Raw genomic sequence first — 23,629 nt, forward strand, 5'->3', positions numbered from 1 at the left:
TCCTGACCAGAGAAGCCGATATCGGTTTACAGAAACACGTTTCATCACAAGGAACACGTCCATGAGCGCAAATACGGTTGCCGTTACGGATAGCAGCTTTGAAACAGACGTCCTGAAGTCTGACGGCCCGGTTCTGGTCGATTTCTGGGCAGAATGGTGCGGTCCGTGCAAGATGATTGCCCCGGCGCTCGAGGAAATCGGCGCTGAGTATCAGGGCCGCCTGAAGGTAGCCAAGGTCAACATCGACTCCAACCCGGAAGCCCCGACGCAGTACGGCGTCCGCAGCATCCCGACGCTGATTGTCTTCAAGGACGGCAAGCCGGTCGCCCAGCAGATGGGTGCGATGCCGAAGAGCCAGCTCAAGGCCTGGATCGAAAAGTCCATCTGATCTGACGGCTACTCGCTGTTCACTGTCCTTCATTAGAGGGCAGTGGGGGCGTGGTCAGAGGCGATTCCTTTGTGTAGGATCGGGCCATGCGTCCGAAAGCCTCTGATTTCCCGTCCCCCGTCATCGTAACCTCCAGTGAAGAGGTTGCACGGCTCTGCAACAAGCTGAAGCAGGAGCCGTTCGTTACCATCGATACGGAATTTGTTCGGGAAAAAACCTACTGGCCCGAGCTCTGCCTCGTGCAGCTTGCTGGCGCCGAAGACGTCGCCGTTATCGATACGCTGGCACCGGGCATTGATCTGGCTCCGCTGGGCGAACTTCTCGATGAGCCCGGATGCATCAAGGTGTTCCATGCCGCACGGCAGGACCTTGAAATCTTCCTTCATATTTTCGATCGGCTCCCGCAGTCCTTGTTCGATACGCAGGTCGCTGCGATGGTGGCCGGATTTGGCGATCAGGTCGGTTATGACAGCCTCGTAGGGGCTATCACTGGCAATGCGATCGACAAGGCCCATCGGTTCAGTGACTGGTCAGCCCGTCCGCTGACGAAGGCGCAGATTGCTTACGCAGCAGCGGATGTGACGCATCTTCGCACAGTCTATCTTGCGCTTCGCAAGCAGCTTGAAGATGAAGGTCGCCTACGCTGGGCTGATGCTGAACAGGCTGTTCTGACGTCCGAAGAGACATTCCGCCCTGATCCGCGCCGTCTTTGGGAAAAGCTGAAAGCCCGCACGAATAATCGCAGAATGCTTGGTATCCTGCGTGAGATAGCAGCATGGCGTGAAAAAGAGGCGCAGAACGCCGATATTCCCCGGCAGCGGGTTATTCGGGATGAAAGTCTGCTCGAAATTGCTGCGATCAAGCCGGAAAACGTTGAGACGTTAGCGCGTGTCCGTGGTGTAACGCGTGGCTTTGCCGAAGGGCGCATGGGGCAGGGGCTTCTGGAAGTCGTTCGTGTCGGTGAAAACCTTCCGGAGTCCGAACTGCCCAAGCCACCGTCCAAGTCTGATCGTGGACGGCCATCAGCAGCACTGGTTGCGCTTCTTCGGGTGCTTCAGACAGCCAAGTGTGAAATGCACAAAGTCGCGCCGCGTCTGGTGGCGTCTTCCGAAGATCTGGACCGGATTGCGCTTGGTGAGACAGATGTCGGTGCTCTCAAGGGCTGGCGTCGTGAAGTTTTTGGGCTGGATGCGCTGGCGCTCGTACGTGGCGAGATCGCACTGGCTGTCGTAAAGGGATGTGTTGAGCTTCAGCGGGTTGCACCAGACGGTGAACCTGCGGACGCGTGACAAGCACCTTCGACGCGGGCATGACTTTCTGGTAAGGAACGTCACCCAAAAGATTCCGGTCCTGTAAAAAGGGTCGGCGGGTAACAGGATAGTGGGCCAAGACAGGCCCGGATGCGCGACAGAGGAACGATATATGGACTGGACGGACGAGACGATCGCCAGACTTCGCGAGTTGTGGAGTCAGGGACTTTCGACCGCCGAAATCGGCCGCCAGCTTTCCATCACGAAGAATGCTGTTGTTGGCAAGGCGCATCGCCTTGGCCTGCCGCCTCGCCCGTCACCCATCCGGAACCGCAAGGTCAAGGATGGCGAAACGCCGTCAACGGAAGTGCCACGGCGCAAGCCCCCCACCCGGAAGGCTGCGGCACCTGCCGAAGCAACTACTGACCTTTTGGGGGATAAGGTAGATGCCAAGGTTACCCCAGCCAAGGTGGATGCGCCCAAGGCTGCTCCTGCAAAGGCAGCAGAGACTGTGGCGGCCCGCCCTGTGGTTGCCCCAGTTGCACGCGCAACTGCGGTTCCACCCCTGAAGGCTGAAGCGCCCGCCAAGCCGCCTGCTCCGGAACCCCGTGTGGCTCCGCCGGTCCGTCCGGCTCCGCCGCCGCGTTTTACGGCCAGCATTGATCGTCCGACGCGTCGTGGGCCGTCCTGCTGTTGGCCGATCGGTGATCCGGGCACCCCGGGGTTCCATTTCTGTGGCGCGACCCCTCTGCCGGGTAAGCCCTACTGTGCGGAACATGCGGCCATCGCCTACGTCAAAATCCGCGATCGTCGCGATTAAAAAAAAGCCGTCCAAATGGACGGCTTTTTTATTGGCTATTTCTGGCCATCCGTCTGTTCAGGGATGGTTCGCCAGATCTCCCATTGGCAGGGAGGGAAGTTGCCTGTCATGGCCGAGGCCGGGCGTCGAAGGTGCGGTGCCCGTGAGGTTCTCGAACTGCTCCGGATGCTGTGATGCCGTGACATCCCCAACAGCCTTCGGGTGGTGCAGATTGTCATACTGGAGCGGCGCGATAGACAGCGTCTGGTCCATGGTTGGGAGCGCCTTGATGGACCACCCGCCACCCAGGCTGCGGATCAGGTCCACGTCTGCCGTATAAAGGCGCGTGGCGACCTCCACCTGATGGATGCGGCTTTCCAGTGTGTTTTCCTGACTGAAAATCGCTTCCAGGTATGTGCCAACGCCACCTTGATAAAGGGTCATGGTCATATTCTGGGTGTCGAGATTGGCTTTGACGGCCTGCTCCAGGGCAGTGTTTTCTTTGGAGAGGCGTTCAGTCCGGGACAAGCCATCTTCGACTTCGCGGAAGGCATCAAGAATCTTCATGCGGTATTCGTCGCGCGTTTCCCGATATGCTGACCAGGTTCTCTGGAGTTCCGCCCGACGCAGGCCACCATCAAAGAGTGGCATGTCGAGGCTGGCGCCATACGTCCAGAGTGAATTGGCCAGGTTGGCCAGATCGAAGCCATTGGACGCAAAACCGCCGCCCAGCTTCAAAGCGATATGCGGGTAGAATGCCGCACGGGCAATGCCGATTTCCCGGTTGGCCTGCGCCATTTCGCGTTCGGCCGACGCAATGTCGGGCCGACGTTGCAGCAGTTCGGAAGGCACGGTGGTTGGGATGCTTGGCTGGATGAAGCTGAACGTTTGAACCTGCGGAATATGGAACGCCGATGGAGACGAGTTGGTCAGAACGGCAATGGCATGTTCGGTGACCTGACGGGCCGCCTGAATATCCAGCTGAGCGGCCTGCGTGGTGTAGAGCTGTGCCTGAGCACGGGCCAGATCCAGACGTGGGGCTGCCTGATTCTGAACCTGATTTTCCGTGATGGTGACAGCCCGCTTATAGAAAGCGATGGACTGTGAGTAGATCGCATCCTGTGCGTCATAACCGCGCAGTTCAATATAATCGCGCGCCAGTTCCGCCTGTGTGCTCAGGCGCGCCATGGCGAAGTCTGCCGCGCGTTGCTGGGCAAACTGCTTCTGGGACCGAACGCGGTTCCGGATGGACGACCAGAAATCCGGCTCCCAGGACACGAGCCCGCCGTAATCCTCTTCCGTTTGCGTGAGGGTGGCACCATTGCGGAACAAGCGGTCAGCAGACTGTTTGTTGTCTGACGCACCGGCTTCCAGGCTGGCATGGGGGAGTAGTTCGGACCGCGCCGCGGCTACGAGGGACCGCGCCTGAATGAAGCGCTCGGCCGCTGCCTGAATGTCCCCGTTGTCTGCGGTTGCGCGTTCCTCAAGCTCGTTCAGGAGTGGATCATGCAGCATGATCCACCAGTTTTCCGGAAGGAGCGTATCAGCAGGCGTGGCGACAGCGAACGGTGCCTGACCCTGCCAGCTCGCCGGGACAACGAAGCTGGGGGCCTTGTAGATCGGGGCGAGATCGCAGGCTGACAGCCCCAGAAGGGAGAGGGCTGAACCGCAGGCGAGTGAAAAACGGCGAAGGATGGGGCTGATCATTGGTCTTTCCCATAGCCTGACTGGTTATAGCCGCGCTGACCTTCCACAACATTGACCTTGTCGCCTTCTAGCACATCGGCTGGTGGGTTGGAGATGATGCGGTCTGTCGGGGAAATGCCATTCTGGATTTCGGTCGATGTGTCGGCCATGCGACCAACGGTGACGTTCCGGTAATGGACGCGGCTGTTTTCATCGACGATGGCGACCTGCATGCCCTTTTCCTCGAAGACGAGAGCACTGGTCGGGATTTCGTAGAGATGTGCGTCTTCGTTGTGGGATTTCAGCGCTGCAGAGGCGAAGGTGCCCGGCCACAGGACTTCATCCTTGTTCTCAAGCGTAAACTCGGCAACGGCCGTACGGGTGGTCGGATCGAAGCCGCGTGATGTCGTCAGGTAATGGGCTTCAAACGTGCGGCCACGATACTGGGGCACACTGATGGTTGCGGTCAGATCCGGCTGCAGAACATAGGAGAATGTTTCTGGCACCGACACGAACAGACGCAGCTTCTGTACATCTGCAACCGTGAAGAGTTCGGATGCGCCACCGGTTGAGTTCAGGCCGCCGCCGCCATTGTTGACGTAATCACCGACGTTGATGTTACGCGCCGTCACGACGCCATCAAACGGTGCAACGATGGTCTTGAACTTCTCAAGAGCTTCGAAGTGATCAACGTTACGTTGTGCTGCATCCACTTCTGCATGGGCAGACTGTTCGTTTGCGTTGGACACCGAGACGGACTGCCCTGAAACGGACTGAGACCGCCCCATGGCGCGCCAGCGCTCGGCCGTCACGGTGGCGAGGTGGTACTTCGCCATTACAGAGTCCAGATCTGCCTTGGCCTGCGCATACTGTGCATCAAGGGCAGGGGCATTGATTTCGGCCAGAGCGTCGCCAGCCTTCACGTGTGCACCGTAGTCCTTGTACCACATCTTCACGTAGCCAGAGACCTGCGGGTAAATTGGCGCCTGATACCAGGCATCAATCGTGCCGGGGAGCGTCAGGGCGACCTTTTCAGGTGACTGTTTGGGCGTGACGACCGCGACGTTCTGGATTGCGCCAGCTTCAGTGTCAGCCTTCAGTTCCGTTGCCGCATGGGTTTTTTCGACAACGATGAAGCCCACGTAAAGCGCGAGAACGCAGCTTCCCGCAATGGCGAAGATTTTCGGAGAGCTGGCCATTAGACAGTTTCCTTCTGACGCGAAGAACGATTGTGGAGGATGGCGTAAACGCAGGGGACAAAGAGCAGCGTAGAGATCGTTGCGACCAGTAGACCGCCGATGACAGCCTTACCCAGTGGCGCGTTCGTGGAATTCGAAATGGCCATCGGGATCATGCCGACAATCATGGCGAGTGCGGTCATGAGCACGGGGCGGATACGGCCAAAGCCGGCTTCCAGTGCTGCCTTGAGGGCGTCACCATGGATTTCGAGGCGTTCACGGGCGAACGAGACCACGAGGATGGAGTTGGCCGTGGCCGTTCCCATGCACATGATGGCGCCCGTGAGAGCCGGAACGGACAGACGCGTATTTGTCAGGAACAGAGCCCAGGCAATACCGCCCAGAGCACCCGGCAGAGCCGTGATGATGATGAACGGGTCCAGCCAGGACTGGAAGTTCACAACGATCAGCAGATAGATCAGCACCACGGAAACGCAGAGCCCGAAGACAAGCTGGGAATAGGCCCCATGCATGGTGGTGGCTTGTCCGTGGACGTCGATTTCAGCCGAGCGCGGGACGTTATGTGCGTCGGCCGCCAATACCTTTTTCACGCCGTCCAGAACGGAACCCATGTCCGTGCCCTCGACGTTTACGTAAATGTCCATTTCGGACATCGAGTTGTAGTGAGACACTTCGCCCGGTGTTCCGGCTGCAATCACGTTGGCAACGGCACCCAGAAGCTGCGGGTCGATGTTCTCCGTGTTGCCTTCACCCTTGTCCACCGGAATGGTCAGCAGATCGCTCAGATGCGTCATCTGATCCTGTGAGGTGTAAAGGTTCAGCGGGAAGGTAACGTTGTCTTCCGGGTCAAGCCAGAACTGCGGGTCCACAACGGCTGAGCCCGAAAGCGTGTACAGTTCGTTCTGGGCAATATCGGCTTCCGTCACACCTGTTGCCTGACCGAAGGTCCGATCCCCGTTAACCATTAGCGTCGGCGTGGACATGGTTTGCTGGATGGTGACGTCCGCAGCACCTGGAACCTGACGGATCTTGCCGATGATGTGACGGGCATAATCGTAGTTCAGCAGGGCATCCGGACCGGAGATCTGAACGTCAATCGGAGCAGAAGATCCAAAGTTCAGGATTTTCTGGGTCAGATCAGCAGGCTGGAATGTGAAGACCGTGCCGGGGAAACGCTGTGACAGATCCTTGCGGAGCAGCTTGCGATAGTCCCAGACAGGGGAGGCATCATTTTTCAGGGCAATCGTCAGGTCGCAGTCCTGCGTTCCGACGCTTGGTGTGGGCATGAATGCCTGATTGTGAGGGCCTTCTGGCAGGCCGCAATCAGAAATGATGCTTTCAACCTTGCCTGCCAGATCCTGATGAATGCGATCATCCACGAGGGCAGCGATACGGCCGGCAACCTCGATACGCGTTCCCAAAGGTGCACGCATATGCATCTGGAGAGTGCCGGATTTCACTTCAGGGAAGAAGTCTCGCCCTGCGAAGGCATAGAGTCCGGTTGAGGCAATGGAGATCAGCATGAAGATGCCGACGAAAGCGCCACGGCGGCTGATGCAGCGCTCCAGAAGGCTGCCATAGCCATCGCGGAACCGATTGAAGCGGGTTTCGAATCCGGCCTGGAACCGGCCAAAGAAGCCTTTGGGTTCAGGGTGGCCATGATCGGTTTCGCCATGCGCCCCATGATGAACCTGTCCTGCGAGAAGATACTTGGCCATGGTGGGCACGAGCGTACGGGACAGGATAAAGGACGCGATCATCGCGAAGATGATGGCTTCTGCCATTGGCATGAAGAGGTAGCCTGACACGCCATCCAGTTCGAAGAGTGGCAGCCAGACAATGCAGATGCAGGTTGTGGAAACGAAAGTCGGGATGACGATCTGGTTCGCCGCATCGATGATGGCGAGTTCCAGATCCTTGCCCATTTCAAGGTGGGTATCGATGTTCTCGATCATGACGGTGGCGTCATCGACGAGAATACCGACAGCCAGTGCAAGGCCGCCCAGTGTCATCACGTTGATGGACTGACCCGCCCAGCCCAGCCCGATGAGTGCGCAGAGAATGGCCAGCGGAATGGACGTGGCGATGATGACGGTGGATCGCCAGGAGCCAAGGAACAGCAGGACCACGATACCGGTCAGGAACGCGGCCGTGATCATTTCCTGAACGACGTCCTTGATCTGGTCTTTCACCATCACGGAGGCGTCTTCAAGGATTGAGACATGCACATCAGGTGGCAGAATTTGACGCAGACGCGGAAGAAGCGCCTTGGTCGCAGCCACAACATCCAGAGTGGAGGCGGTACCACCCTTCTGGGTAATGACTTCTACAGCCTGACGGCCCTTCACCAGCACCAGGTTCGTCTGAGGATGCCCACCGCGATAGACGTCCGCAACGTCCCTCACATAGATGACCGCATTACCAACCCGTTTGACGGGGATATTGGCGATGTCTTCCATGCTCTGCGGGGCTGCGTTGGTCTGCACCATCCAGTCGGTCGCATCGATCTTCTGGTCACCAGCCGGCAGAACGATGTTCTGCTTGCGCAGGGCAGCCTGTACGTCCGCCGCAGCAAGATGATGAGCCCGGAGTTCCGCCTGGTTCATGGAGACCATGACAAAGCTGTCCATGCCGCCATTCGGATGGGCGACAACGGCTCCGGGAACAGTTGCAAGAAGCGGACGAACTGTAATTACGCCGAGTTTGAACAGATCGGACGGTGTTTGTTTGTCAGATGTGATCTGCAAAGCAATGACGGGAACCTGAGACGGGTTCAGGGCCATGATCATTGGTGCAGGCACCATGGGCGGAAGGCCCAGGAGCACTGTCTGCGAAATTGCCGTCACTTCTGCTTCGGCTTCCCCGATGGGCGTGCCGGGCTGGAAGTAAATATCTACAATCGACCGGCCATAGTAGGAGTTGGACTCCATATGCTCGATGTTCTGAACTGTTGTCGTAACAGCCAGTTCGAAGTTGTAGGTAATACGGCCAGCAAATTCCTGTGGCAGAAGACCTGGATAGGTCCAGACCGCTGCGACGACCGGAATCTTGATATTGGGGAATACGTCCGTTGGCGTCCTGAGGATCGAGAGGATGCCAAGCATCACAATCAGAATCGACAGGACGACGAACGTTAAGGGTCGTCTTAGCGCGGTGACAACAATGGCATTCATTGGTTGGCGCGTCCTGATGCGGTTTAGGTAGATGCGCCGATATACACACTATGTTGTAAAGCTGGATTTAAACTCCCATTTAATACAGAGATTTAATTAAATGCAGATTTAATCTGTTGTTTGAAGTCGTGTATTCTATACGGCCTGTAATGAATTTATATTTATTAAAAGTAAATTTATTATAGAGAAAGTGGATTTGTATCAGAAGTGGGCTTTCCCGGGACATTGCGTATACGAAAAAGCCCGCTCCCCAGTCAGGGGAAGCGGGCTTTTCGATACCTTCAGAGAAAGATGGAGGCTGGATCAGCCTTCAGCTTTTTCCTCAGCGGCTTCCGGAGCAGCCTTCGCAGGTTCCACGATCGGGGAGCGTGGGGCGACGCCATCCGTGATCATTTCGAGCTGACCGGTGATCTGGCCACCATCTTCAACCTGCAGACGACGGCACTTTGCCTTGCCGATCAGACGACCGCTGCCGCGGATTGTAAGGCTGCCGTTGACAGTCAGTGTGCCGTCAATCGTGCCGGCAACTTCTGCATCTTCAACTTCGATCGCACCGCGGAAGACACCGCCCTGTGCAACAACGACTTCCGCCGCCTGAATCATGCTGGACTCGACAGTCCCTTCAACGACCAGACGCTCGGCATCCTGAACCGAACCCTGAACGCTGATACCACGGCCGACGACCAGCGTGCGACGCTCCGGACCCGTCTGGCGCGGTGCTCCCGGTACGCCTGCTGCACCCGGACGGGGCGCAGTTGCCGGCGTTGCGCCCGGCAGGTTGTTCGGGGATGGCGGCGCCGGGAAAGGGGTACGACCCATAGATGCGGGGTCCTTCTGCTGGTTGGGCTGCGGGCTGGCTGTTCCGGATCCGGACGCAGGAGTGGTCTGGCTGGAAGCATCCGGCCGGTTGGGAAAGATGGGCTGCCCGGCGAGCTTGCTTGTCTCGGCAGGCTTTGCGTCTTCTTCCGGTTTGCGTCTTCTGAACAAGGAAACCCCGCTACGGATCTGGAAAGAACAAGGACTATGTCTCGGCCGCTCGACACCGGACCTGCTGGTGCAGGGTTTGTCAGGAACGGCCTCTGACAAGGCTTACACGGTCACGCCCCGAACGGACAACCCGCGCTTGCGTGCAAATGTCATAATCTGACATGCGCAGAACAGGAGAGTGCATTCGTCCCGGGTGTTGGCGTGTTCCCAGAGGGCACCTATGATCGTGTTGATTTAATGGCGCAGATGGCGTCTTGAACGATTTTTTGCCTTTTTGTGAACTCTGGAGCCTTAATGTCAGCCCCCAAGCATGATCTCCTCTGCATCGGCAACGCGATTGTCGATGTTCTTGCCTCTGTTGACCCGGCTGTTATTGCCGATCTTGGTGCAACTCCAGGCAGCATGACACTGATTGATGCCGCAACCGCGCAGGACATTGAAAACCGTATAGCTGTAGAGCGTGTGGCCGGTGGCGGCTCCGGTGCCAACACAGCCGTGGTTGCGGCCCGTATGGGCGCAAAAGTCTCTTATCTTGGCAAGGTCGCTGAAGATCAGGCCGGGACGCATTTTGCGCAGGACATCCGCGATCAGGGCCTGACTTTTCCGTCCCAGCCGCTGGCTGCGTCTGAAGAAATCCCGACCGCGCGCTGCATCGTGCTCGTGACGCCCGATGGGCAGCGTACCATGTTCACTTATCTCGGGGCTTGCACGGAATTCACACCGGCAGACGTTCACGAAGAGACAGTCACGGATGCTGCCATCACGTACATGGAAGGCTATCTGTACGATAAGCCCCATGCTCAGGCGGCTTTCGAACATGCCGCCACGCTGGCCCGCAAGGCTGGCCGTCGGGTTGCTCTGACACTGTCAGATACGTTCTGCGTGGGCCGTCATCACGCGGCATTCCGTGGGCTCGTTGCCGGTCACGTCGATATTCTCTTTGCCAACGAAGCCGAGCTTCTGGCGCTGTACGAAACGACTGATTTCGAAGAAGCCCTGCGTCAGGTCGCTGCAGAAACCCAGCTGGCTATCATCACGCGGAGCGAAAAGGGCGCTGTCGTTATCAGCAAGGGCGAGCGTCACGATGTTCCAACTACGCCGGTCAAGGTTGTGGATACGACCGGCGCTGGTGATGCATTTGCGGCCGGATTCCTTGCTGGCCTGAGCAAGCAGCATGATCTTGTGACTTGCGCGAAGCTCGGCAATCAGGCTGCTGGTGCCATCATCACGCGCTTTGGTGCGCGGCCGCAGGAAGATTTTACTCTGCGCGCCTGAGGGCAATACGTGATCCGGGGAAGTTATTTCCCGGATCATCCCATAGTCCTACGCTTCAAAGATGTTTCTGGGCCAATCCTGACTGGCCGACTTCCTGAAGATAGGTCCAGAGTGCATCCAGATCGCTTTCCGAGATGGCGCTTTCCGGAAAAGACTCCATGTGTTCGCTTGGCCACTTCCTGACCTGCTTCGGGTTGCGGATGATGGCCCGGAATCCCTTGGGCGTTATGTACTCTGTTACCGGGATGGGGCGCCCGAGATCCGGTCCCATGCTTCCCTCGCCAACGCCCATGAGCTGATGGCAGGGCAGGCAGTTTTCTGCAAAAATGACCTGGCCTTTTGCGGCGGGTTCGCTCGTGCCAGACGGCAGCTCATTACTTGAGGATGGGGTAATGGCAGCGAGCTGGTCGACCCATTGTTCCTGCTTGATGATGCCAACTTCCTCGCCGGTCCACACAAGGGCAAATGGTCCCAGGTCATGGCCGTGAGGACGGCGTTTAGGCCATTCCTTGTCTTCAATGGCGATCCACGCAGTGACGTGATGTTTGCGTGCCTGTTCAAAGACACTCCTGGGAATTTCCGCCGTAAAAAGATCTGTGGCCTGAAAAGCCAGCGCATCATCCTGATGGATCAGCGCTGAAAGTGGGATCGCGGGAACGTCTGGTCCTAGAGGCTGCTTGATATGGGACAGATCGAGCCTCTGGGTTTCCGGGCGATGCAGAAGCTCTTCAACGCTGAATTTATGAACGGTATCGCCGTCTTTGACGCTCAGAACTGTGGATGGATTAGCCCAGGCTGGTGAGGCTACAAGCCCGACGAGAAAAAACAGTCGTTTGAAAACATGCCGTCCGTTCATTCTTGCCTTCACCCCTCTAAATCCTTGTTAATTCAAAAGTCTACAGTTCCCTGATATCATAATGATCTCGGAACGGAGTGAGTAAACAGCAAAAAAACGAGCGGTCCGACGCCTTAAAGATCCGACCAGCCAATCCGATCTATCTTTTCCTGTGTGAAAGCGTCGCGAACACCGGAATCGAGAAGAGCGGCCAGTTCTCCCTCCTGATCATAGGTCGGCATAAAGCGGTGCATCATGGCATTTTGGGCTGTGGCGGGATGGAAATAGATCTCGCTAACCCCATCCGGCAGTTTGGGGATCAGGGAACGGATACGATCAGGCGTCATATGGCCAGACCAGCGCAGCCCGAAACACCAGTCGTTCGTCTTGAGGCCCGCTTTGTGGATCTGATGGCGAAGGACTCCAATCCAGCGACGCAAGGCGCGATCACCGATGCTATCTTTTGCGTCCACAGGCTCAGGTGGCTCAAACGGAGAGCGCACAGCTTTCAGGCCATGCTCCAGCCCCGATTCAATCAGGAAGCGCCCTACAGTGGGGTGGAGATGCATATGCTTGTGGGCATTTGCGTGATCCAGCGGAAGGCCTGTACGGGCAAAGACGCGGTACTGCGCTTCAATTTCACGACGGATAGCGCTTCGGGCATGAGGGCTGAAGAAATATTCGACGCCTAGCCGAAGCTGGTTGCGACCAAACCAACCCTGTTCATCCGTGATGGCGGGAAGATCCAGGACGGATTTCCCTTCGATGGCGACAATATGTAGCCCCACCCGCAGATTGGGCATGGACTTGGCCCGACGGATTGCGTCCGCTGCGGCATCTCCGGCGACCATCAGGCTTGCCGTTGAAAGGACGCCCTTGCGATGGGCTGCCTCGATGGCTTCGTTGACTTCCAGGCTCATGCCGAAATCATCGGCGGAAACAATGGCGCGACGGGTCACGATGAAGCTCCGGAATAGGGGAAGAAGGTCATGAAAAAAGGGGCATGGCCGTCAAGCCATGCCCCTTTTTGAGAAAACGAGGCCGTCAGGGACGGTCTCAGGCCGCGTGACGGTCCTTGAGGAACTGGAAGAATTCCACACCTTCGCGCAGACGACGCTTCATCATCTGCGGGCTGCGGATCATCTCGTTCAGGATGGAAGCGATCTTGGAGCCGCGGAAATAGAACTTCCGATAGAATTCTTCGACGCTCTCGAAGATTTCCGTGTGCGACAGGTGTGGATAATGCAGGGGAGCAATCTGCACACCGTTCTCGTCAATCAGCTCGGCCGCATCCACGTTCAGCCAGCCATTCTCGGTTGCCTGCTTGTGGAGTGCCGTGCCCGGATAAGGAGCGGCCAGAGAAACCTGCAGCGTGTGCGGGTTGATTTCCTTGGCGAAAGCGATGGTCTCCTGAATGGTTTCCTTCGTTTCGCCCGGCAGGCCGACAATGAACGTGCCATGGATCTTGATGCCCAGCTTGTGGCAGTTCTTCGTGAATTCCTTGGCGACTTCGACGCGCATGCCCTTCTTGATGTTGTGAAGGATCTGCTGGTTGCCGCTCTCATAACCCACGAGGAGAAGACGCAGGCCGTTCTCCTTCATGATCTTCAGCGTGTCGTAAGGAACGTTCGCCTTGGCATTGCAGGACCACGTAACGCCCAGCTTGCCCATTTCACGGGCAATCGCTTCGGCGCGCGGCAGATCGTCCGTGAAGGTGTCATCATCGAACATGAATTCCTGTACTTCCGGGAAGTACTGCTTGGCGAGACGGATCTCGGCAGCAACATGCTCCGGGCTACGCGTGCGGTAGCGATGGCCGCCAACCGTCTGCGGCCACAGGCAGAACGTGCAGCGGGATTTGCAGCCACGACCCGTGTAGATGGAAATGTAAGGGTGCTTCAGGTAGCCGATGAAGTAGTCGTTGATGTTGAGATCACGCTTGTAGACTTCCGTTACGAACGGAAGGCTGTCCATGTCCTCAATCATCGCGCGTTCTTTGTTCGCGATGATCTCGCCGTCAGCATTACGCCAGGTGATGCCGTCCACTTCCGCCAGCGGCTTGCCCTCGGCGATTTCCTTGATTGTGAAATCGAACTCGTTGCGCGCCACGAAGTCGATCGGGCTACCCTGTCTCATGCTCTCGTCAGGCTGCACGGCAACCTTGGCGCCGACCATGCCGATCATGATCTTCGGGTTGGCGTCTTTGATCATCTGCGCCACGCGGACGTCTGATGCGAAGGACGGCGTGGAGGTGTGCATGACGACGAGGTCGCGATTCTTCACGTCCTCAAGGATCGGATCCATGCCCATCTTCGCCGGTGGGGCATCGATCAAGCGGGAGCCGGGCACCAGAGCTGCCGGCTGAGCCAGCCATGTTGGAAACCAGAAAGACTTGATTTCACGCTTGGCCTGATAACGGGAACCAGCACCACCATCGAAGCCGTCGAAGGAAGGAGGCTGGAGAAAAAGGGTTCTCATCATGATCGGACACTCCTGTGGGTGGTGGCGCCAGACTGGAACGCTGTGGCGCGCGCCGAAGATTTACGTTTTCTTCGGGCGATATGGACCGTTCTGCCGCGCCATGCAACGCGTGACCCTCTTGCACTGCCCACCATGATGGCTGCGGAGAGCCAGTCACGGATGACCAGAAGAGGGATTGCAGCGGGCAAAGGACACTCCGTTGCACGGTCTATAATGCGGCTTCCAAGGCCACGAATGGCCCATGTCAGCCCAAGCAGCAGCCAGGTCCACCATGTGTTGGGACGAAAAAGAACGGCTGTGACGGCCCAGAACAGCGGGAGCTGAATGGAAGACAGGCCATAGCCGACGGGTTCAACATTCTTGACGGTTCTGCCCCAGCGTAACTCGTGAGAGAGCAACTCGCTGAGGGTATGTTCGCCAACGGTGGTATGGGTGAGGGACGGCGCAATGGCGATGCCCTGACCACGCTGACGGACAAGCTGACCAAGTTCAGCATCGTCGGCCACGTGATCGACCAGAGCTTCCAGTCCGCCAATTTCAGTCAATGTCTGTCGAGTGAGAGCCATGGTGGCGCCCAGACAGTCCTGACGACCCAGCAGGCGTGACATCATCACGCCTGGCAGAAAATTGTGGTTGATCTGACAGGCGCCAAGTTGCTGGACCAGCGTTCCACCAGCTGTGCGCCCGGCATAAAGAGTCGTCACAAGTCCGACACCTGGAGTTTCGAGGCTGGAAACGACGTGCTTCAGGTAAGTCGGAGCGCAGTGAATGTCAGAGTCTGAAATGACCAGAACATCGTGCTGCCCCTCATCAAACATGTTGATGAGGTTGCTGACTTTCCGGTTCGGACCATGTTCCGCAGCATTGATGACAATGCTGACAGGGACATGCGGATGTTTCTGCCGAAGATCCTGAACGACGAACAGAGCCGTATCGGCTTCGTCGTGAACGCCAAAGACAATCTGGAAGTCCGGATAGTCCTGCGCGAAGACACTCTCAAGCGCTTCCCGGAGCAGAGGCTCATTGCCGTGAAGAGGCTTGAGTACTGTAACAGCTGGCCAACGCCTGCCCGACATGCGGACGGCCTCGTCCTCTCGACGTTCCCGCGTGCGGAAACGTGCAAGAAGGGTAGCCCCCGTAAGGGCCTGAATATTTCCAGCTACAGATACGAGTGTACAGAAGCCAGCTGCAATGGAGAGAGGTGAAGGCACGGCGGTCTTTTATCTCCCCTTCACATCAGGAAGGAAGAGCTTCGTAGCCGCGCGGGACTCAATCATGCAGGAATTTGGTCGTTTTCCGGTCCAGCAGATCTGCAAGACCGCTTGCACCGCCCTGAGACAGAGCGCCGCCGAAATCGGCACGTTGTGCGGCAACCTGGCTGATATGGGCATCCAGAAGAATGTCTGTGATGCGCCAGCCTGATGGGCCATTCGTCATGATGTAATCGATTGGCGTGCCACCATCAGAACCGCCGCCAATGGTCGTATCCACAATCTGTCCACCCGTTGGGTTAGGGCGGGTCTGTGGCAGGATCGTGAAGACAGCGTTGCTTCCCGGTTTGAAAGAAGATGCATATCGCGCGATTGTGAACTGACGGAACGATCCAAGCAGACGGGTGCGATCAGCTGCGCTCAGATTATTATAGCGCACCCCCACAGAGCGACGCAGAATGGCCTCAAGATCAAACGCATGGTCAACGGCCGGCGCAATCATCGCGGCGCGTTGCTGTGCAGTCTTGCCCGTCGTCTGCGCAGTTTTCAGAGCATCATACAAACCCTGAATTGGCGCGGCTGGCGCGGATGCAGAGCTTTCGCTGGCTGCTGGGGCGGTCTGGGCTTGCGCTGCTGCCACCGGGACGCCTGCGAAGAGGCTGGTCACAAGAAGGGACAGAGTCGCGTTCTGGGCAAATCGGGAATTCATGGTCATGCTTTCGTCCTCTGAGACGTTTTATGCAAGAGGTCATGCTCTTGCTGCACGGTATCAACCGCCGGATGCGGAAATCGTTCTGTGGTCGAATGGCCACATCACTACATAGAATTGCAACCAACGACATTGAGGCCCACATGGCAATGAGGCTATAGCCAGTCAATCAAGAGTCCGATGCGCCTTCTCGGTGCCGGTTAACACAAACCGACATTGCCTAGGCCATACGGGCCTCATTCAGATGTTTAGGGCCCCGGCGCGCTGTCACGGCGCACACTGTCGGTGGCTAGAACCAGAGGATTATAATGGCCGTTCCTTTGATGCAGGCTGTCCGAGTCGGACGGTACGTTGTCAAGCAGCACCTCACGGGCCGCAAGCGATATCCGCTGGTCCTGATGCTCGAACCGCTGTTCCGCTGCAATCTGGCGTGTGCCGGTTGTGGTAAAATCGACTACCCGGCACAGATCCTGAACCAGCGCATGAGCTTGCAGGAATGTCTGGATGCCGACACGGAAGCAGACGCCCCCGTCATTGCCGTTGCAGGTGGTGAACCCCTTCTGCACAAGGAAATGCCTCAGATCATCAAGGGTCTGATTGCGCGCAAGAAGTACGTTTACCTTTGCACAAACGGTCTTCTCCTTGAGAAGAAGCTCGACGATTACGAGCCATCCCACTTCTTCTCCTGGGACGTGCATCTGGACGGCGACAAGCTGATGCATGACTCGTCGGTCTGTCAGGACGGCGTGTTCGAGAAGGCGACAGCAGCAATTCGGGCCGCCAAGGCACGTGGCTTCCGCGTTTCCATCAACTGCACGGTCTTTGATGGTGCGGTTCCCGAGCGTCTGGCTGCGTTCTTCGATGAAGTCATGGCTCTGGGCGTTGATGGCATCATGACGGCTCCGGGCTATGCTTACGAGCGCGCTCCGGACCAGGCTCACTTCCTGAACCGCCAGAAGACCAAGCAGCTTTTCCGCGATGTCTTCCGTCTGGGTAAGGGCAAGAAGTGGCGCTTCACACAGTCGCCGCTGTTCCTGAACTTCCTTGCTGGTAACGAGAACTACCACTGCACACCTTGGGGCAAGCCCCTTCGTACGGTGTTTGGCTGGCAGCGTCCCTGCTATCTGCTGGGTGAAGGCTATGCCAAAACCTTCAAGGAGTTGATGGACGACACCGAGTGGGAGAAGTATGGCACAGGCGCATATGAGAAATGCGCTGACTGCATGGTTCACTCAGGCTACGAATCCACAGCTGTGATGGATGCCGTTCGTCGTCCCTGGCACATCGCCAAGGTCGCACTGTTCGGGCCGGAAACTGAAAAGCCGATGGTTCCGGAAATCTCGCTCGCCAACCAGCGTCCTGCCGAATACGGCTATGAAGCGCAGGTTGAGCAGCAGATGGAAAAGATCACGACAGGTGGCAAACCGGCTCGTGGTCCGCGTGTCCGTGTAAATGGCCGGCCGGCAGCCAATACTGTGACTGCGGCAGCTGACGCCGCTGACTGACACAGTCTTTTTTGGACTGGGTTATGCAGAAAGACCGGCCTTCAAGGCCGGTTTTTTTGTATTCTGTCATACAGAACTATGAGTGTGGCATGAATGTCATGGTGTCGAACGGCAGTCCTGACTATCATCAGGGTCTCATTACTCCGGCCGGACCATGTTGACCCCGATCTTTGTTATTTGCCTGCTTATTCTTCTGAACGCTGTTTTTGCCATGGGAGAGCTGGCACTTATTTCAGCCAAGCGCCCTCGGCTGGAAGTCCTTGCAAAGCAGGGTTTCCGCGGCGCGCCCGCAGCACTCCGCCTTGCGGAAGACCCGCATGCGTTTCTTCCTACCGTTCAGATCGGCATGACGCTGGTTTCGATTCTGGAAGGTACGTTTGGTGGTAGCCAGATTGAAGCCAACATCCGGGACTGGATAGCAACCGTTCCCGCTCTGCACCCCTTTGCGGGTGAGCTCTCGATTGTTCTGGTCGTGGCGATCATAACTTTTGCGATGCTGGTATTTGGTGAACTGGTTCCCAAGCAGATTGCGTTGCAGCAGCCTGAGATCATCGCGTCTCGCCTGTCCTGGCTCCTGGTCGTCGTCGCCCGTGTGGCTCAGCCTGTCGTGTGGCTTCTGAGCGGCACGTCGTCGCTTGTACTGCGCCTGCTTCGTGTCGGACCTCTAACCCGTGCCGCTGTGACGGAGGAGGAACTCCGAGCTGTTCTCGCTGAAGGCGCGCGCGCGGGCGTTCTGGAAACGGACGAACAGGCCATGATCGAACGCCTGCTCCGGCTGGCTGACCGTCCCGTCCGAGCCATCATGACACCTCGTAATGAGCTGTTCTGGGTGGATCGTCACGCTGACCAGGAAACGCTCGTGCGTAAGCTCAGGCAGTCATCCTATGCGCGTATCGTAGTGTGTGAGGGGGACGTCGATCATCCGGTCGGTGTCATTCTTGCCAAAGACATCATGGACCGTCTGTTGCTGGGAATGCCGGTGTCCATTGAGGCAGCATTGCGCGAGCCCCCTGTCATTCCTGATAGTCTGAGCGCGCAGGACATGATTGAACGCCTGCGTGGTGTAAATATCGGCATAACTTTCGTTCTGGACGAATACGGCTCTTTCGAAGGCATCGTGACACCGTCTGACGTTTTCGAAGCCATTGTTGGTGAAGAAAAGACCGAAGCCAATTCCTTCGAACTTCAGGCTGCCGAAGGCGGGGATGAATATCTGTTTGATGGATTCATGCCTGCCGATGAGCTCCGCTCTCGCCTGGACCTGCCGGAGCTGCCAGGGGGAGGCAGTTATCATACTCTGGGTGGGGTAATTCTGGCTTTGTTGCGGCGTGTTCCAGCTAGAGGCGATAAGGTCGCCTTTGAAGGCTGGCTGTTCGAAGTGCTGGAAATGGATCGCCGCCGCGTCTCGAAGGTTAAGGTTAGCAGGCAGGTTCTAGCTGAAGACTAATTCTGCTTCTGGTCAGGCACGGCTAATGAACAGTGCCTGCCGTTGTCCTTCCTCCTGGGCATACGTCCCTGTATGCCCATAGCCCTGAACCATTTCTGACGGTGGAAAAGTTGTCAGGAGTTCTATGACGCGTTTCTGCGAAGAAATTGCGTGCTGGAGTAACTCGCCGTTTCGCTTTCCTAGCGCGATCATCTCTTCCAGAAGACTACGATGCTCTGGAGACAATGGTGTACCTGCAAAAGCACACGCATCCTTTTCAGAGGCCGTTGCGATGGCTGTTTCCAGTTCTGCTGCTATGTCTTGTTTCTGTGGAATAAGCTTCAGGGCGTCAGAAAGTCGCGCTTCTGACAGGGCATCATTTTCAAGCGCCAGAATCGCAATAAGCTTTTTCATTGCTGAGATGATGGACGTGGTCATCATTTTTTTTCCTGCATGGCCAGCATCTGTCGATCAATGGCGTCTGTCATGCCCAGGCCGCCGTTGTTCTCCATCTGCTTCGCAATTTGCTCCACCAATATGGGACGGAATTGCTGCTCTCCCGCTCCTCCACTGAACATATTCTGACTATCCTCGCTGGACTGGAACATGGGTTGGAGCATCTGGTTGATGGTCATGGATTCAAAATCCCGCGCTGCTTTAAGGGTCTTTGCAGCATCCGGGGCATTGTCATGAAGGGCATAGCCCTGTGATAGTGGCTTTAGGTTTGAGGCAGTCATCAGCGCATCTCCAGTTCTGCCTGCAGGGCTCCATCCGCTTTGATGGCTTGCAGAATGCTGATCATGTCACGCGGGCCAACCCCGAGTGCGTTCAGGCCGGACACCAGTTCTCTTAAGGTCGTTCCACCTGGAAGAACGGCTAAATGGTTATTCTTGCCCGTATCAACTTTGACATTGGTACGAGGGACAACAGCGGTCTGACCGTTTGAAAACGGTCCAGGCTGAGAAACCTGTGGGGTTTCCGTGATCTGAACGGTCAGATTGCCCTGCGCAACCGCCACTGTGCTGATACGGACGTCAGCGCCCATGATGATTGTTCCGCTGGCTTCGTCCACGATAACCTTGGCGGGGTTGTCGGGCGTCACCAGCAGGTCTCCGATGCGAGACAGTGTGGGAACCGGGTCACGGGAACTGAGGTCCAGAACGACTGTTCGAGGGTCTTCGACAACAGCGATGGGACCTATTGTGCGGTTGATAACGGCTGCCATTCGGCTTGCTGTCGTCAGATCAGGGTTCCGGAGGCTGAGATGCAGGTTTTTGCGGTGACTGAGATCGAACGGAACCTCACGCTCCACAACCGCACCATTTGCGATATGGCCACTGGTTGGAACGTTGCGCGTCACGGAAGCAGCAGCACCGCGGGCACTGAATGCATTTGTCGCTAGGCTACCCTGCGCGACGGCGTAAACTTCGCCATCTGCTGCCATGAGAGGGGTAACGAGGAGTGTGCCCCCTGTCAGGGAGGAGGAATCTCCGGCTGCTGAAACCGTGACGTCGATTCTATTTCCACCATGGGCAAACGCCGGCAGGTCTGCCGTGACCATGACGGCTGCGACGTCATGAGTCTGTAACTGTGTCTCCTGATCCCGAATGTTGACACCGAGCCGGTTGAGCATGGAAATCAGAGTCTCTCGGGTAAAAATGGAATTTGTCAGCCGGTCCCCTGTGCCGTTGAGTCCCACCACGAGGCCATAGCCAATCAACTGGTTGGTTCTCACGCCTTCCATGTCCGTGATGTCCTTGATGCGGACGGTGGCAGCCAGCGTCAGAGACGGGATGGACAGGATAAAAGCGCAGAAAACAGCAGTTAGGCGCCGAAAAATTGGATGAGAGCTGAAGAGGACAGACATGAAAGTTCAGTGAAATCCTGACGGGTTAAACTGTAACAAAGACCCTTTGACACTCAGGATGACGCGGTATCGTAAAGAAACACCTAACACGGGCGCGGAATTCTGCGGTTGAAGGAGATATGGAATAAAGATCTACGGGGTTGGCGAAATGATCTGTGATGGCTATAAGCCGCGCGTTATCGCCCGCGGCTATCGATCGGACGTTGGCGGATTAGCTGGGATTGGATGCGCATGATTACGCTACCGCCGGATTATACCCCTTCCGACGAAGAAGAATTCATGAACCCCCTCCAGGTGGAGTACTTCAGGCAGAAGCTTCTGCGCTGGCGTGCGGACCTGCTGAAAGAGGCTGACGGCACACTTGCCAGTCTCTCAGAAGGCGGGATTCATGAATCTGACATTACAGACCGTGCAAGCGTCGAAACGGATCGTGCTTTCGAGCTAAGAACCCGTGACCGTGCGCGTAAGCTTATTGCCAAGATCAATATGGCTCTGCTTCGGATCGAAGACGGAAGCTACGGTTTCTGTGAGGAAACCGGCGAGCCTATCGGTCTGAAGCGCTTGGAAGCACGCCCGATTGCTACACTTTCCATCGACGCTCAGGAACGTCACGAGCGCATGGAAAAGGTACATCGCGACGATTAAGGGGGTTGCACTTGGCGCGCTGAAGAGATACGAAGCGCGCCAAGGCACCGGTACTGCTGCTGTAGCTCAGTGGTAGAGCACTCCCTTGGTAAGGGAGAGGTCGACAGTTCAATCCTGTCCAGCAGCACCAGTCTTTTCCCAGAAATTCGTTGAAGCTTTGCTTGGCCTTGGCTGCTACGGTAGGCCACATGCCACATCAAGGTTTAAGAGGCATTAACTGAGCGAGCCAGATAAGGCCGTCACTGCGTGCTTGAGTATGATGCCCATAAAGCATTTCAATCTCGCCGCACGCTCTTTCCTAAGAATTGCGCCATCATTTCGAACGGAACACCGCTTGTTCAGCGGTGTTCGTTGTCTACGCCGACTATATGGTGGGCTGGCGATATGAGAACAGGCCGCTGCGCTTCTGCGGCCATCCTTGTAGATTTTATCCAAAACACAGATACGCGCTTACGGCCTATAAAGCCTTAGAAATACGTCAGCAAAGTTTGGACCCCAGAATCAGGCAGTCCGTCTTCCAGTCATTCTCTGGATAATTACTTAGAGATACCGGCGAGCTGTAGATTGTTAGGCTAGCCATTTAGCAACATTCTGCAGGCTTTGAGTGAGTAATTCTTCAGCCCGTTCCTGAGTCTCAGCTTCCACATAGAGGCGTAATTCCGGAGCATTGCCTGACGGACGTAAATGAATAATGTCGCCCTGCTTGAACGTCATACGTATGCCGTCCGTCTCATCTACCTGCGTCACAGGACCACACATGGTCACGAATCCCAGCATGTTGGTCACACCAGGAATATCGTCACGGAGTATCTGAAGCTGTGCTCTGCTGCGTTCCGTAGCGATCTCTTTCAACCGGTCACTGACTGTAAAGCGGGGTGGAAGGGTGGGGAGAAGCCCTGCAAGACCGTCCTGACAGCCCTGTGCTGCAATGAGCGCACAAAGCATGGGAAGAACCGCATCCCGCGTTGGGAGGGACCGAAGTATTTTTCCATCTTGAACAATATTACTGGCTAACAGGAAGCCGCCATTGGCCTCATAGCCCATGGAAGGTACGAAGCCTTCTGCCGCTGCATCCATCATTGCGGAGACAACAAATGGCGAGCCAATTCGTGTCCGTCGGACAGAGGGGACAAATCTTGATGCTTCAAGCGCGGTGTTGCTGCTGATTGGAGTTGAGACTGCTGCAGCTCCCAGCTTCCGGGCAGCCAGAATACCCAGAACGTCTCCCCGGATCCAGCGGCCTTTCTGATCGGCCAGAAGAGGACGATCCGAGTCACCATCTGTGGTAAGGATGGCATCATACTGCCCCTCCTTAGCCCAGTCGTGCGCCAGATCCACGTCCTCCGGACGCACGGCTTCCGTATCCACGGAAACGAATACATCAGAGCGTGCTAGTGGAACCGCTTTTCCGCCCAGAGCTTCGACAATGGTGACCAGAACGTCACGACCGACCGCGGAGTGCTGGTAAATTCCCAGTGTCAGACCGGACAAGGAGGCGGCACCAAAGAAGTGACGATAGCGCTCTATGTAATCGGCAATAACGTCGGTGACGGCAGGAAGTGTGAAGTCTGTTCTCAGATGACCCTGTGCGTCAAACCAACCCTCAGGCAGAACAACGTCCTGTGTCCGCATGGCAGCTTCATCGTCTTTCAGGAATTCGCCATGGGCACGATTGAATTTGATCCCATTGCGGTCATCAGGAATGTGACTGCCGGTCACCATGAGAGACGGGATACCGCGAGAGAAGGCGTAGAGGCTTAGGGCAGGTGTCGGTACGAAACCACAGAAGACTGGCTCACCCTTCATCCAGGCAATTGCAGCGGCGCACGCCCTTAGAATGCTCGGTGTACTGGGGCGAAGGTCACCAGCAATAGCCACAGATGTTCCGGGAGAAAATTCCCCTAGTGTTTCAAGGTGCTTTAGGTACCCCACAGTGTAGGCAAAGCACACAGCATCTGTCATGGCCGTAACAAGGCCGCGGGCTCCGCTCGTTCCGAATGGGACGCCAGACTGCACCATCCACTCTGAAATCTTCATATCTCAATTCTATCCCGTCTGAGTGGTAGCTATTTAATAATTAGTATCAGAGATTTACTCGTAGGTTTTTCTGATAGCGCCTGGCTCGTTTGAAAGCCATTTCGCGGACTGTAGGTTTTAAGGCATTTCAACCAAATCTGGGCAAAATTCTAGCGT

Annotated in this window: 21 protein-coding genes and 1 tRNA gene; 9 read left to right on the top strand and 13 right to left on the bottom strand. The window is 56.6% G+C overall.

Going from position 1 to position 23,629, the window contains the following annotated elements:
- The first annotated feature begins 61 nt into the window (after positions 1-61).
- The 3 genes from trxA (at position 62) to JN414_RS00275 (ending at position 2,458) form a co-directional block, all read left to right on the top strand.
- Positions 62-388 (top strand): thioredoxin TrxA, encoded by a 327-nt coding sequence (trxA, locus tag JN414_RS00265; protein WP_007283421.1) that lies wholly within the window; start codon positions 62-64, stop codon positions 386-388.
- An 86-nt stretch (positions 389-474) separates the two neighbouring features.
- Positions 475-1,677 carry a ribonuclease D gene (gene rnd / locus JN414_RS00270; protein ID WP_202206233.1) on the top strand — a complete coding sequence of 401 codons (1,203 nt, stop codon included), beginning with the start codon at positions 475-477 and terminating at the stop codon, positions 1,675-1,677.
- A 133-nt stretch (positions 1,678-1,810) separates the two neighbouring features.
- The gene (locus JN414_RS00275; protein WP_202206234.1) at positions 1,811-2,458 is read left to right on the top strand and encodes a GcrA family cell cycle regulator; all 648 of its coding nucleotides are present in this window, start codon (positions 1,811-1,813) and stop codon (positions 2,456-2,458) included.
- 57 nt (positions 2,459-2,515) lie between these two features.
- On the opposite strand, the gene JN414_RS00280 is transcribed toward JN414_RS00275, so the two are convergent.
- From JN414_RS00280 to JN414_RS00295, 4 genes are all read right to left on the bottom strand, one after another.
- Positions 2,516-4,144: an efflux transporter outer membrane subunit gene (locus tag JN414_RS00280; protein WP_202206235.1), complete on the bottom strand. Its 1,629-nt coding sequence runs from the start codon at positions 4,142-4,144 to the stop codon at positions 2,516-2,518.
- Positions 4,141-5,322 (bottom strand): efflux RND transporter periplasmic adaptor subunit, encoded by a 1,182-nt coding sequence (locus JN414_RS00285; protein WP_202206236.1) that lies wholly within the window; start codon positions 5,320-5,322, stop codon positions 4,141-4,143. The genes JN414_RS00280 and JN414_RS00285 overlap by 4 nt, the downstream gene beginning before the upstream one ends.
- Positions 5,322-8,495 carry an efflux RND transporter permease subunit gene (locus tag JN414_RS00290; RefSeq protein ID WP_202206237.1) on the bottom strand — a complete coding sequence of 1,058 codons (3,174 nt, stop codon included), beginning with the start codon at positions 8,493-8,495 and terminating at the stop codon, positions 5,322-5,324. The genes JN414_RS00285 and JN414_RS00290 overlap by 1 nt, the downstream gene beginning before the upstream one ends.
- A 303-nt stretch (positions 8,496-8,798) precedes the next feature.
- Positions 8,799-9,482 carry a polymer-forming cytoskeletal protein gene (locus tag JN414_RS00295; protein ID WP_249211332.1) on the bottom strand — a complete coding sequence of 228 codons (684 nt, stop codon included), beginning with the start codon at positions 9,480-9,482 and terminating at the stop codon, positions 8,799-8,801.
- Between JN414_RS00295 and JN414_RS00300 the strand changes: the two genes are divergently transcribed.
- Together JN414_RS00300 and JN414_RS00305 are read left to right on the top strand one after the other, a co-directional pair.
- Complete coding sequence (locus tag JN414_RS00300) at positions 9,376-9,642, top strand: hypothetical protein (protein ID WP_202206806.1); 267 nt, start codon at positions 9,376-9,378, stop codon at positions 9,640-9,642. The two genes, JN414_RS00295 and JN414_RS00300, sit on opposite strands and share 107 nt — an antisense overlap.
- 134 nt (positions 9,643-9,776) lie before the next feature.
- Entirely contained in the window at positions 9,777-10,757 is a 981-nt protein-coding gene (locus JN414_RS00305; protein ID WP_202206238.1) for an adenosine kinase, read from the top strand.
- A gap of 55 nt (positions 10,758-10,812) precedes the next feature.
- On the opposite strand, the gene JN414_RS00310 is transcribed toward JN414_RS00305, so the two are convergent.
- From JN414_RS00310 to JN414_RS00330, 5 genes are all read right to left on the bottom strand, one after another.
- Entirely contained in the window at positions 10,813-11,613 is an 801-nt protein-coding gene (locus tag JN414_RS00310) for a cytochrome c (protein WP_237389806.1), read from the bottom strand.
- 113 nt (positions 11,614-11,726) lie between these two features.
- Entirely contained in the window at positions 11,727-12,551 is an 825-nt protein-coding gene (hpnK, locus tag JN414_RS00315; protein ID WP_202206240.1) for a hopanoid biosynthesis-associated protein HpnK, read from the bottom strand.
- A gap of 97 nt (positions 12,552-12,648) precedes the next feature.
- A complete protein-coding gene (hpnJ, locus tag JN414_RS00320; RefSeq protein WP_202206241.1) occupies positions 12,649-14,073 on the bottom strand; it encodes a hopanoid biosynthesis associated radical SAM protein HpnJ in 1,425 nt (474 codons plus the stop codon).
- Positions 14,070-15,284 carry a bacteriohopanetetrol glucosamine biosynthesis glycosyltransferase HpnI gene (hpnI, locus tag JN414_RS00325; RefSeq protein ID WP_202206242.1) on the bottom strand — a complete coding sequence of 405 codons (1,215 nt, stop codon included), beginning with the start codon at positions 15,282-15,284 and terminating at the stop codon, positions 14,070-14,072. The genes hpnJ and hpnI overlap by 4 nt, the downstream gene beginning before the upstream one ends.
- Before the next feature lie 58 nt (positions 15,285-15,342).
- Positions 15,343-15,999, bottom strand: coding sequence for an ABC transporter substrate-binding protein (locus tag JN414_RS00330; protein WP_202206243.1), 657 nt, complete (start codon positions 15,997-15,999; stop codon positions 15,343-15,345).
- Between the two features lie 302 nt (positions 16,000-16,301).
- Here JN414_RS00330 and hpnH point away from each other — a divergent pair, with 302 nt between their 5' ends.
- On the top strand, positions 16,302-17,498 hold the full coding sequence (gene hpnH / locus JN414_RS00335; protein WP_099210969.1) for an adenosyl-hopene transferase HpnH: 1,197 nt from the start codon (positions 16,302-16,304) through the stop codon (positions 17,496-17,498).
- Positions 17,499-17,652: 154 nt separating this feature from the next.
- Positions 17,653-18,945, top strand: a complete 1,293-nt coding sequence (locus JN414_RS00340; RefSeq protein ID WP_202206244.1) for a hemolysin family protein — start codon at positions 17,653-17,655, stop codon at positions 18,943-18,945.
- A gap of 12 nt (positions 18,946-18,957) precedes the next feature.
- On the opposite strand, the gene JN414_RS00345 is transcribed toward JN414_RS00340, so the two are convergent.
- From JN414_RS00345 to JN414_RS00355, 3 genes are read right to left on the bottom strand one after another with little or no spacing between them, the layout of a single operon-like run.
- Entirely contained in the window at positions 18,958-19,365 is a 408-nt protein-coding gene (locus tag JN414_RS00345; RefSeq protein WP_237389807.1) for a flagellar protein FlgN, read from the bottom strand.
- A complete protein-coding gene (locus tag JN414_RS00350; RefSeq protein WP_202206245.1) occupies positions 19,362-19,661 on the bottom strand; it encodes a rod-binding protein in 300 nt (99 codons plus the stop codon). Before JN414_RS00350 ends, JN414_RS00345 begins: the two co-directional genes overlap by 4 nt.
- On the bottom strand, positions 19,661-20,791 hold the full coding sequence (locus tag JN414_RS00355) for a flagellar basal body P-ring protein FlgI (protein ID WP_202206246.1): 1,131 nt from the start codon (positions 20,789-20,791) through the stop codon (positions 19,661-19,663). Before JN414_RS00355 ends, JN414_RS00350 begins: the two co-directional genes overlap by 1 nt.
- 231 nt (positions 20,792-21,022) lie before the next feature.
- Here JN414_RS00355 and dksA point away from each other — a divergent pair, with 231 nt between their 5' ends.
- Complete coding sequence (dksA, locus tag JN414_RS00360; protein WP_046900902.1) at positions 21,023-21,436, top strand: RNA polymerase-binding protein DksA; 414 nt, start codon at positions 21,023-21,025, stop codon at positions 21,434-21,436.
- Positions 21,437-21,491: 55 nt separating this feature from the next.
- A tRNA-Thr gene (locus JN414_RS00365) sits at positions 21,492-21,566 on the top strand.
- Positions 21,567-22,003: 437 nt separating this feature from the next.
- On the opposite strand, the gene JN414_RS00370 is transcribed toward JN414_RS00365, so the two are convergent.
- Positions 22,004-23,455, bottom strand: coding sequence for a phosphomannomutase (locus tag JN414_RS00370; protein ID WP_202206759.1), 1,452 nt, complete (start codon positions 23,453-23,455; stop codon positions 22,004-22,006).
- Positions 23,456-23,629 lie beyond the last annotated feature (174 nt).

This window comes from Gluconobacter sp. Gdi, from assembly GCF_014132155.1.
Taxonomy (GTDB): domain Bacteria; phylum Pseudomonadota; class Alphaproteobacteria; order Acetobacterales; family Acetobacteraceae; genus Gluconobacter.

Coding starts and splice junctions, on each gene's coding strand:
- trxA (WP_007283421.1), top strand. CDS start 62: ATGAGCGCAAATACGGTTGCCGTTACGGATAGCAGCTTTGAAACAGAC.
- rnd (WP_202206233.1), top strand. CDS start 475: ATGCGTCCGAAAGCCTCTGATTTCCCGTCCCCCGTCATCGTAACCTCC.
- JN414_RS00275 (WP_202206234.1), top strand. CDS start 1,811: ATGGACTGGACGGACGAGACGATCGCCAGACTTCGCGAGTTGTGGAGT.
- JN414_RS00280 (WP_202206235.1), bottom strand. CDS start 4,144: ATGATCAGCCCCATCCTTCGCCGTTTTTCACTCGCCTGCGGTTCAGCC.
- JN414_RS00285 (WP_202206236.1), bottom strand. CDS start 5,322: ATGGCCAGCTCTCCGAAAATCTTCGCCATTGCGGGAAGCTGCGTTCTC.
- JN414_RS00290 (WP_202206237.1), bottom strand. CDS start 8,495: ATGAATGCCATTGTTGTCACCGCGCTAAGACGACCCTTAACGTTCGTC.
- JN414_RS00305 (WP_202206238.1), top strand. CDS start 9,777: ATGTCAGCCCCCAAGCATGATCTCCTCTGCATCGGCAACGCGATTGTC.
- JN414_RS00310 (WP_237389806.1), bottom strand. CDS start 11,613: ATGAACGGACGGCATGTTTTCAAACGACTGTTTTTTCTCGTCGGGCTT.
- hpnJ (WP_202206241.1), bottom strand. CDS start 14,073: ATGATGAGAACCCTTTTTCTCCAGCCTCCTTCCTTCGACGGCTTCGAT.
- JN414_RS00330 (WP_202206243.1), bottom strand. CDS start 15,999: ATGACCATGAATTCCCGATTTGCCCAGAACGCGACTCTGTCCCTTCTT.
- hpnH (WP_099210969.1), top strand. CDS start 16,302: ATGGCCGTTCCTTTGATGCAGGCTGTCCGAGTCGGACGGTACGTTGTC.
- JN414_RS00340 (WP_202206244.1), top strand. CDS start 17,653: ATGTTGACCCCGATCTTTGTTATTTGCCTGCTTATTCTTCTGAACGCT.
- JN414_RS00345 (WP_237389807.1), bottom strand. CDS start 19,365: ATGATGACCACGTCCATCATCTCAGCAATGAAAAAGCTTATTGCGATT.
- JN414_RS00350 (WP_202206245.1), bottom strand. CDS start 19,661: ATGACTGCCTCAAACCTAAAGCCACTATCACAGGGCTATGCCCTTCAT.
- JN414_RS00355 (WP_202206246.1), bottom strand. CDS start 20,791: ATGTCTGTCCTCTTCAGCTCTCATCCAATTTTTCGGCGCCTAACTGCT.
- dksA (WP_046900902.1), top strand. CDS start 21,023: ATGATTACGCTACCGCCGGATTATACCCCTTCCGACGAAGAAGAATTC.
- JN414_RS00370 (WP_202206759.1), bottom strand. CDS start 23,455: ATGGTGCAGTCTGGCGTCCCATTCGGAACGAGCGGAGCCCGCGGCCTT.